Genomic DNA, 6,983 nt, shown 5'->3' on the forward strand with positions numbered 1-6,983 from the left:
CCCGGCGGATCCGCCCGACGGCGCGGCGGCCTACCGCGGTCGTCGTACCCCGACCAGCCCGCTGCGGTACGCGAAGACCACGAGCTGGGCCCGGTCCCGGGCACCGAGTTTGGTCATCGCCCGGTTGGTGTGGGTCTTCGCGGTCGCCGTACTCATGCCGAGCCGGACTCCCACCTCCACGTTCGAGAGCCCCTCCGCGACCAGCGCCACCACCTCCCGCTCCCGGGCGGTCAACGTGTGCAGTCCGGGCACCGTCGGACCGCTGGCGAACGCCGCGATGAGCCGACGGGTCACCTCCGGCGCCAGCAGCGCGTCACCGGCGGCCACCACCCGGACCGCCCGGCGCAACTCCTCCGGTTCCAGGTTCTTCAACAGGAAGCCGCTCGCCCCGGCGTGCAACGCCGCGTAGACGTACTCGTCGAGCTCGAAGGTGGTCAGCACGACCACCCGTACCCCGGGCAGCCGGTCGTCGGCGAGGACCCGCCGGGTCGCGGTCAGCCCGTCGGTGCCGGGCATCCGCACGTCCATCAGGACGACGTCCGGCCGGTGCGCGCGGGCGAGCGCGATCGCCTCGTCGCCGTCGGACGCCTCGGCGACCACCTCGATGTCGGGTGCCCGTTCCAGCAGCACCCGGAAGCCCGCCCGGACCAGTGTCTGGTCGTCGGCGAGCAGCACCCGTGTCGTGGTCATCCCGGCAGCCACCCCCGCACCTGGAAACCGCCCCCGTCCGCCGGGCCGGCCTGCAGCCAGCCGCCCAGGCCGGCGGCGCGTTCCGCCATGCCACGCAACCCGTTGCCGGGTGGGCCGGTGGCGCCCCGGCCGTCGTCCCGGACGGTCACCGTCAGGCCGTCCACCCGGTACCCGAGTCGTACCTCGATCCGTTCGGCGTCGGCGTGCCGGACCGCGTTCGCCACCGCCTCCTGGACGATCCGGTACGCCGTCGCCTCCACCGCCCGGGGCAACAGGCGCGGCTCGCCGTCCCGGGCGATGACGGCGCCGGTGGCGGCGACCAGCGCGGGGAGCCGGTCGAGGACGGGCACCGGCGGCGCGGGCACCGGACAGTCGGCCGGGTCGGTGGCCCGGGTGCCGTCCCGGAGTACGCCGACCGCCGCCCGCAACTCCACCATCGCCTCCCGGCTGGCCCGCCGGACCTCTCCCAGCGCGGCGCGGGCCTGCGCCGGGTCGTCCTCCAGCATCTCGGCGGCGACCCCGGCCTGGACGCCGACCACGGCCAGGGTGTGCGCGGTGACGTCGTGCAGTTCCCGGGCGATGCGCAGACGTTCCGCGACGAGGTGCCGTTCGACCGCCCGGTCGCGTTCGGCGGCGACCAGCGCCAGCCGGATCCGTCGGCTCCGGACCGTCTCGCCGAGCAGCAGCGCGGCCACGAAGACCACGGTCGAGCCGTCCAGGGTGGCGGTCAGCGGCTCCACCTGCTCCACAATCACCCGGGACTGGAGGTCGAGGAGGATGAACAGACCGGCCAGGCCCAGGCCGGGTCGACGCCGGTCGGCGAGCGCGACCGAGCACAGCGCCACCCAGACCGGCGGGGCCGGCGCGCCGCCCGGATACCGCCAGACGTGGTAGAGCAGGAAGAGCCCGCCGACCACCGCCAGCACCACGGCCGGCCAGCGCCGCCGGCCGAGCAGGGCGAGCGTCATCACCAGCCCGATCCCGTACGCCGTGGGATCGGCCGCCCGGTCGCCCGGGGCGGCCTCGGTCACCGCGAGCCGGTATCCGGTCACCGCGCCGGTGACCGCCAGGATGCCGACGTCCACCATCCACCGCCGCACTCGGCAACTGTACGGATCCGGGCGTCGTGCGGCATACCGCGTTCGTGGTAGCCCGCCGTCCGGGCCGGCCGACGGGACGGTGGTACCGGGACGTGGTCGTGTCCACCGGTCGGTGGACAGCGCGGTTCAGTCCACCGGTCGTCGCGGCGGCAGCCCGGAACCGCGCATCCTCGACGCATGACTGACCAGTACGCCGTACGGGTACGTGGGCTGCGCAAACGCTACCGGGACGAGACTGCCGTCGACGGCCTCGACCTCGACGTCGCCGACGGCGAGATCGTCGCCCTGCTCGGCCCGAACGGGGCGGGCAAGACCACCACCGTGGAGATTCTGGAGGGGCACCGCGACCGGGACGCGGGCGAGGTCTCGGTGCTCGGCACCGATCCCCGGCGGGCTCCGCTGCGCTGGCGCCGGAGCATCGGGATCGTCCCGCAGAGCGCCCGTGACCTGAGCGAACTGACCGTGGCCGAGTCGCTCCGGCACTTCGCCCGCTACTACCCGGAGGCCCGGGACCCGGACGAGGTCATCGGTCTGGTCGGGCTGACCGGGAAGGCGGGAGCGCTGGTCCGTACCCTCTCCGGCGGGCAGCGCCGTCGGCTCGACGTCGGCCTCGGCGTGGTCGGCCGGCCGCGCCTACTCTTCCTGGACGAGCCGACCACCGGGTTCGACCCGGAGGTACGCCGCGCCTTCTGGGCCCTGATCCGTGCGCTGACCACCGGGGACGGCACCACGGTCGTGTTCACCACCCACTACCTGGACGAGGCCGAGGCGCTGGCCGACCGGGTGGCGGTGATCGTCTCCGGTCGGATCGTCGCCGAGGGGGATCCGGCGACCCTGGGCGGCCGGGCGACTGCGGAGGCGACGGTGTCCTGGCGGGACGGCACCGCGCTGCGGTCCCGACGGACCGGCGACCCGGCCTCGGTGGTCGCCGAACTGACCGCACGGTACGGCGGCCCGGTGCCCGGCCTGACCGTGACCCGGCCCAGCCTCGAAGACGTCTACCTCACACTGATCGAAGACGGCACCCGATGACCCTCCCGACCGGCGCCGTTCCGTCCCCCGCCATCCTCGGGCTGCACCGTGGCCTGCTCGAACTGAGGGCGTTCTTTCGGGAACGTGACGCGGTGGTCTTCACCTTCGCCCTGCCGGCGGTGCTGCTGGCCCTGCTCGGCTCCCTGATCACCGGTGTGTACGAGGGCAGCACCGTCACCTCGGCCCAGTACCTCGTCCCCAGCATGATCGCCGCTGGCGTCGCCTCGACCACCTTCGTCAACCTGGGGATCAGCATCGCCGCCGACCGGGACGACGGCACCCTGAAGCGGCTGCGTGGCGCGCCGGTGCCCCCGTCGGCGTACGTGCTCGGCAAGGTCTTCATGGTGCTGGTGATCAGCGTGGCCGAGGTGGTGCTGCTACTCGCCATCGGCACGCTGATGTTCGGTGTCGACCTGCCGGCGGAGCCGGGACGGTGGCTGACCTTCGGCTGGGTCCTCCTGCTCGGCGTCGCCGGCTGCTCCTTCCTGGGCATCGCGGTCAGCAGCCTGGCCCGGTCCGGGCGCAGTGCCGGCGCGGTGATGAACCTGCCCTACCTGGTGTTGGCGTTCATCTCGGGGATCTTCTTCACCCCGGTCTCCGCACTGCCCGAACCGCTGCTGCGGCTCGGGGCCCTGTTCCCGCTCAAGTGGATGGCCCAGGGCTTCCGGTCGGCCTTCCTGCCCGACACGATCCTGTCCCACGAGGTGACCCGGTCGTGGGAGCATGGGCGCACCGCGCTCGTGCTCGCCGTCTGGTGCATCGGAGGGCTGCTGCTGTGTCTGAGGACCTTCCGGTGGCGCGGCCACGGGGAGCGGTGAGTCCGGAGACCGGCAGGGGAGCCTGGCAGCGGCGCTATCCGCTCTGGGACCTCTACTTCGGACTCGCGGCGGTCGCCACCACCGTCTTCGTCCTGACCGACCTGAGCAGACCGGGGTCGGACCGGGCGAGGGCGGTGGTGCTGCTCGCCGCGCTGGTCGGCTGGTATCTGGTCTGGGGGCGGCGGGTGGCCCGCGACGAGGTGGAGGGCTGGCGGGGCGGGGTCTACCTCGGGGTGGCCCTGCTGCTGTACGTACCGGCGGTCGCCTCGGTCAGCGCCGCGTCCTTTGTCCTGCTCGCCCTCTGTGCACAGGCGTACATGGTGCTGCCGGCGTTGCCGGCCACCGGGGCGGTGGTGCTGTTCAACCTGGCCGGCGTGGTGGTCTTCGTACTGCGTACCGGAGAGCCGAGGGACGCACTCACCGGACCGGGGCCGGTTGCCCTGGTCGTCGTGCTGATCTCCGCCGTCGTCGGCACCTGGGCCCGGCAGGTGACCCGGCAGAACGAGGAACGGGCGGTACTGATCGAGGAGCTGGACGCCAGCCGGGCCGAGGTGGCCCGGCTCTCCCACGAGGCCGGGGTGGCGGCCGAGCGGCAGCGGCTGGCCGGTGACATCCACGACACCATCGCCCAGGGGCTGACCAGTGTGGTGCTGCTGCTCCAGGCCGCCGAGACGGAACTCGACCGGGACCTGACCCAGGCCCGGCGGCACCTGCGGACGGCGACCGGGATGGCCCGGGACAACCTGGCCGAGGCGAGGGCGCTGGTCGGTGCCCTCACTCCGGTGGCGCTCGCCGAATCGTCCCTCGCGGACGCGACCCGGCGGCTGGTCGACCGGCTCGGTACCGAGACCGGACTGGTGGGGCGGGTTGTCGTGGCGGGGGAGCCGCGTGCACTGCCGACCAGGGTCGAGGTGGTGCTGCTGCGGGTCGTGCAGGAGGCGCTGGCGAACGTACGCAAGCATGCCGACGCCACCTCGGTCACGGTTCGGCTGACGTACCGGCCGGGCGGGGTGCTGCTGGTGGTGACCGACGACGGCCGTGGTTTCGGCACACCGGCGGCCGGCGGCTACGGGCTGGGTGCGATGTCGGCCCGGGTGGCGCAGGTGTCGGGCAGGCTCGCGGTCGAGTCGCGGTCCGGTGCGGGGACGACGGTCCAGGTGGAGGTGGCGGACGGATGATCTCGGTGCTGCTGGTCGACGACCATCCGGTGGTCCGGGCCGGGATCCGGGCGATGCTGGCGGGGGAGCCGGACCTCACGGTTGTCGGTGAGGCGGCCTCCGGCGCGGAGGCGGTCCGGGTCGTCCAGGCGATGCGGCCGGATCTGGTCCTGATGGACCTGCGGATGCCGGGCCTGGACGGGGTCGGCGCGACCGAGCAGCTGCTGACCGTCGTCCCGACGATCCGGGTGGTGGTGTTGACCACGTACGACACGGACGCGGACATCCTGCGCGCGGTGGAGGCCGGCGCGGCCGGCTACCTGCTCAAGGACGCCTCCCGGGCGGACCTGCTCGCCGCGGTACGGGCGGCGGCGCGCGGCGAGACGGTCCTCGCCCCGTCGGTGGCCACCCGGCTGGTCCGCCAGGTACGCCGGCCGCGACGCGAAACCCTCTCCCCACGTGAGGTGGAGGTGCTGAGGCTGGTCGCCCGGGGACTGTCGAACCCGGAGATCGGACGCGAGCTGCACGTCAGCGAGGCGACGGTGAAGACGCACCTGCTGCGGGCGTTCCACAAGCTCGGTGTGTCGGACCGGACGGCAGCGGTGACCACGGCGATGACACTCGGGGAACTCTGAGTACTCCGAGCTTCCACCGGTCGGTTGACTCTCCACCTGCTCGAGGCCCCAGCATGACGGCCGGGCCGGGGTTGGCCGGCCGGTGGCGGGTCCGGGCAGCAGCCGGGCATGGCGGAGGGAACGAGACGATGGCGGACGACGTCGACGAGATGATGGCGAGCATCGGCGAGGCGGTCGGGTGGGGACAGGCTGGCCGGGTCGACGAGGCCAGGGAGCGGCTCACCGCACTCTGGGGCCGGATCGGGGCGGACGGCGACCCGTTGCACCGGTGCTCGCTGGCCCACTACCTCGCCGACCTGCAGGACGATCCGGCCGAGGAACTCCGCTGGGACCTGCGCGCGCTGGAGGCCGCCGAGGTACTCACCGACGTACGGGCCCAGCGGCACCACGCGACGTTGACCGTCGAGGGGATGCGCCCGTCGCTGCACCTCAACCTCGCCGAGGACTACCGGAAGCTGGGCCGGCCGGACCAGGCCCGCGAACAGCTCATCCTGGCCCGCCAGCACGTCGCGGTGCTGCCCGACGACGAGTACGGACGGATGATCCGTACCGGCATCGCGCGTGTCGCCGAGGAGTTGGGCGAGCCCACCGTCATCGAGAGCGGGTCGTAGGAGCGGGTGTTCACGCCGCGCCGCGGCGTGTCATCCTGACCGGATGCGAGTCACCTCGATCTATACGTATCCGGTGAAGGGCTGCCGCCGGATGGACCGGGACACGGCGCGGGTCGAGCCGTGGGGGCTGGACGGCGACCGGCGTTGGCTGATCGTGGACGAGAACGGGCTCGGCCTGAGCCAGCGTCAGCACCGGGAACTGGTGACGATGCGGGCGGTGACCCGGCCGGGCGGGCTGACCCTGGATGCGCCGGGGATGGCTCCGCTCGAGCTGGCCGAGCCGACCGACGGCGAGGTGCTCGAGGTACGGGTGTACCGGGCGCGGCCGCCCGCACCGGTACGGGCCGCCGGTCGCGAGGCGGACGACTGGCTCAGACGGCTGTTGGGGCGTACCGCCCGGCTGGTCTGGCTCGGCGACCCCACCCGCAACCTCGTTCCCTGGCCGGTGCCGGCCGGGGTCGGTGCCGAGCTGAGCTTCGCCGACGGCACTCCGCTGCTGTTGGCCAACAGCGCCTCACTGGACATGTTCAACGAATGGCTGCTGGAGTCGGGCAGCGCCGAGGGGCCACTGCCGATGGTCCAGTTTCGTCCCAACCTGGTGGTCGACGGTGCCGCGCCGTGGGCCGAGGGTGGCTGGGTCGGCCGGCGGATCAGGATCGGCGGGGCGGTGTTCCAGGGCGCCGCCGAATGTGCCCGCTGTCTGATCGCGACGATCGACCAGGAGACCGGGGAGCGGGGGCGGGAACCGCTCCGGATGCTCGCCGCCCGGCGGAACATCGGCCGCAAGCTTCTCTTCGGTCTCCAGTTGACGGTACGGGCCGAACCGGGCGGGCCGTCCCGCGACGGTCGTACGGTCCGGGTCGGTGACGCGGTGGAGGTGCTTGACTGACCGGGCTGTCGTCGGGTACGACGGAGCGGGGGGGGGGCCCCGGGGGGGGGG

Annotated in this window: 8 protein-coding genes; 6 read left to right on the top strand and 2 right to left on the bottom strand. The window is 73.3% G+C overall.

Going from position 1 to position 6,983, the window contains the following annotated elements:
- Positions 1 to 30: 30 nt before the first annotated feature.
- A complete protein-coding gene (locus ABGB21_RS17935; protein ID WP_347653931.1) occupies positions 31 to 690 on the bottom strand; it encodes a response regulator transcription factor in 660 nt (219 codons plus the stop codon).
- The gene (locus tag ABGB21_RS17940) at positions 687 to 1,790 is read right to left on the bottom strand and encodes a sensor histidine kinase (RefSeq protein WP_347653930.1); all 1,104 of its coding nucleotides are present in this window, start codon (positions 1,788 to 1,790) and stop codon (positions 687 to 689) included. Before ABGB21_RS17940 ends, ABGB21_RS17935 begins: the two co-directional genes overlap by 4 nt.
- A gap of 177 nt (positions 1,791 to 1,967) precedes the next feature.
- Between ABGB21_RS17940 and ABGB21_RS17945 the strand changes: the two genes are divergently transcribed.
- The 6 genes from ABGB21_RS17945 (at position 1,968) to ABGB21_RS17970 (ending at position 6,932) form a co-directional block, all read left to right on the top strand.
- Positions 1,968 to 2,822: an ABC transporter ATP-binding protein gene (locus ABGB21_RS17945; RefSeq protein WP_347678609.1), complete on the top strand. Its 855-nt coding sequence runs from the start codon at positions 1,968 to 1,970 to the stop codon at positions 2,820 to 2,822.
- Positions 2,819 to 3,640, top strand: a complete 822-nt coding sequence (locus ABGB21_RS17950) for an ABC transporter permease (RefSeq protein ID WP_347653928.1) — start codon at positions 2,819 to 2,821, stop codon at positions 3,638 to 3,640. Before ABGB21_RS17945 ends, ABGB21_RS17950 begins: the two co-directional genes overlap by 4 nt.
- Positions 3,616 to 4,818: a sensor histidine kinase gene (locus tag ABGB21_RS17955; protein ID WP_347678611.1), complete on the top strand. Its 1,203-nt coding sequence runs from the start codon at positions 3,616 to 3,618 to the stop codon at positions 4,816 to 4,818. The genes ABGB21_RS17950 and ABGB21_RS17955 overlap by 25 nt, the downstream gene beginning before the upstream one ends.
- The gene (locus ABGB21_RS17960) at positions 4,815 to 5,432 is read left to right on the top strand and encodes a response regulator transcription factor (protein WP_347653925.1); all 618 of its coding nucleotides are present in this window, start codon (positions 4,815 to 4,817) and stop codon (positions 5,430 to 5,432) included. The genes ABGB21_RS17955 and ABGB21_RS17960 overlap by 4 nt, the downstream gene beginning before the upstream one ends.
- Before the next feature lie 128 nt (positions 5,433 to 5,560).
- On the top strand, positions 5,561 to 6,043 hold the full coding sequence (locus tag ABGB21_RS17965) for a hypothetical protein (protein ID WP_347653923.1): 483 nt from the start codon (positions 5,561 to 5,563) through the stop codon (positions 6,041 to 6,043).
- A gap of 43 nt (positions 6,044 to 6,086) precedes the next feature.
- The gene (locus tag ABGB21_RS17970) at positions 6,087 to 6,932 is read left to right on the top strand and encodes an MOSC N-terminal beta barrel domain-containing protein (protein WP_347653922.1); all 846 of its coding nucleotides are present in this window, start codon (positions 6,087 to 6,089) and stop codon (positions 6,930 to 6,932) included.
- The last annotated feature ends 51 nt before the right edge of the window (positions 6,933 to 6,983 follow it).

Source organism: Plantactinospora sp. B24E8 (assembly GCF_039871735.1).
In the GTDB taxonomy this organism is placed as follows: Bacteria; Actinomycetota; Actinomycetes; order Mycobacteriales; family Micromonosporaceae; genus Plantactinospora.

Excerpts from the sequence above, each read along its gene's own strand:
- ABGB21_RS17950 (WP_347653928.1), top strand. The coding sequence starts at position 2,819 with ATGACCCTCCCGACCGGCGCCGTTCCGTCCCCCGCCATCCTCGGGCTG.
- ABGB21_RS17935 (WP_347653931.1), bottom strand. The coding sequence starts at position 690 with ATGACCACGACACGGGTGCTGCTCGCCGACGACCAGACACTGGTCCGG.
- ABGB21_RS17970 (WP_347653922.1), top strand. The coding sequence starts at position 6,087 with ATGCGAGTCACCTCGATCTATACGTATCCGGTGAAGGGCTGCCGCCGG.
- ABGB21_RS17945 (WP_347678609.1), top strand. The coding sequence starts at position 1,968 with ATGACTGACCAGTACGCCGTACGGGTACGTGGGCTGCGCAAACGCTAC.
- ABGB21_RS17965 (WP_347653923.1), top strand. The coding sequence starts at position 5,561 with ATGGCGGACGACGTCGACGAGATGATGGCGAGCATCGGCGAGGCGGTC.
- ABGB21_RS17960 (WP_347653925.1), top strand. The coding sequence starts at position 4,815 with ATGATCTCGGTGCTGCTGGTCGACGACCATCCGGTGGTCCGGGCCGGG.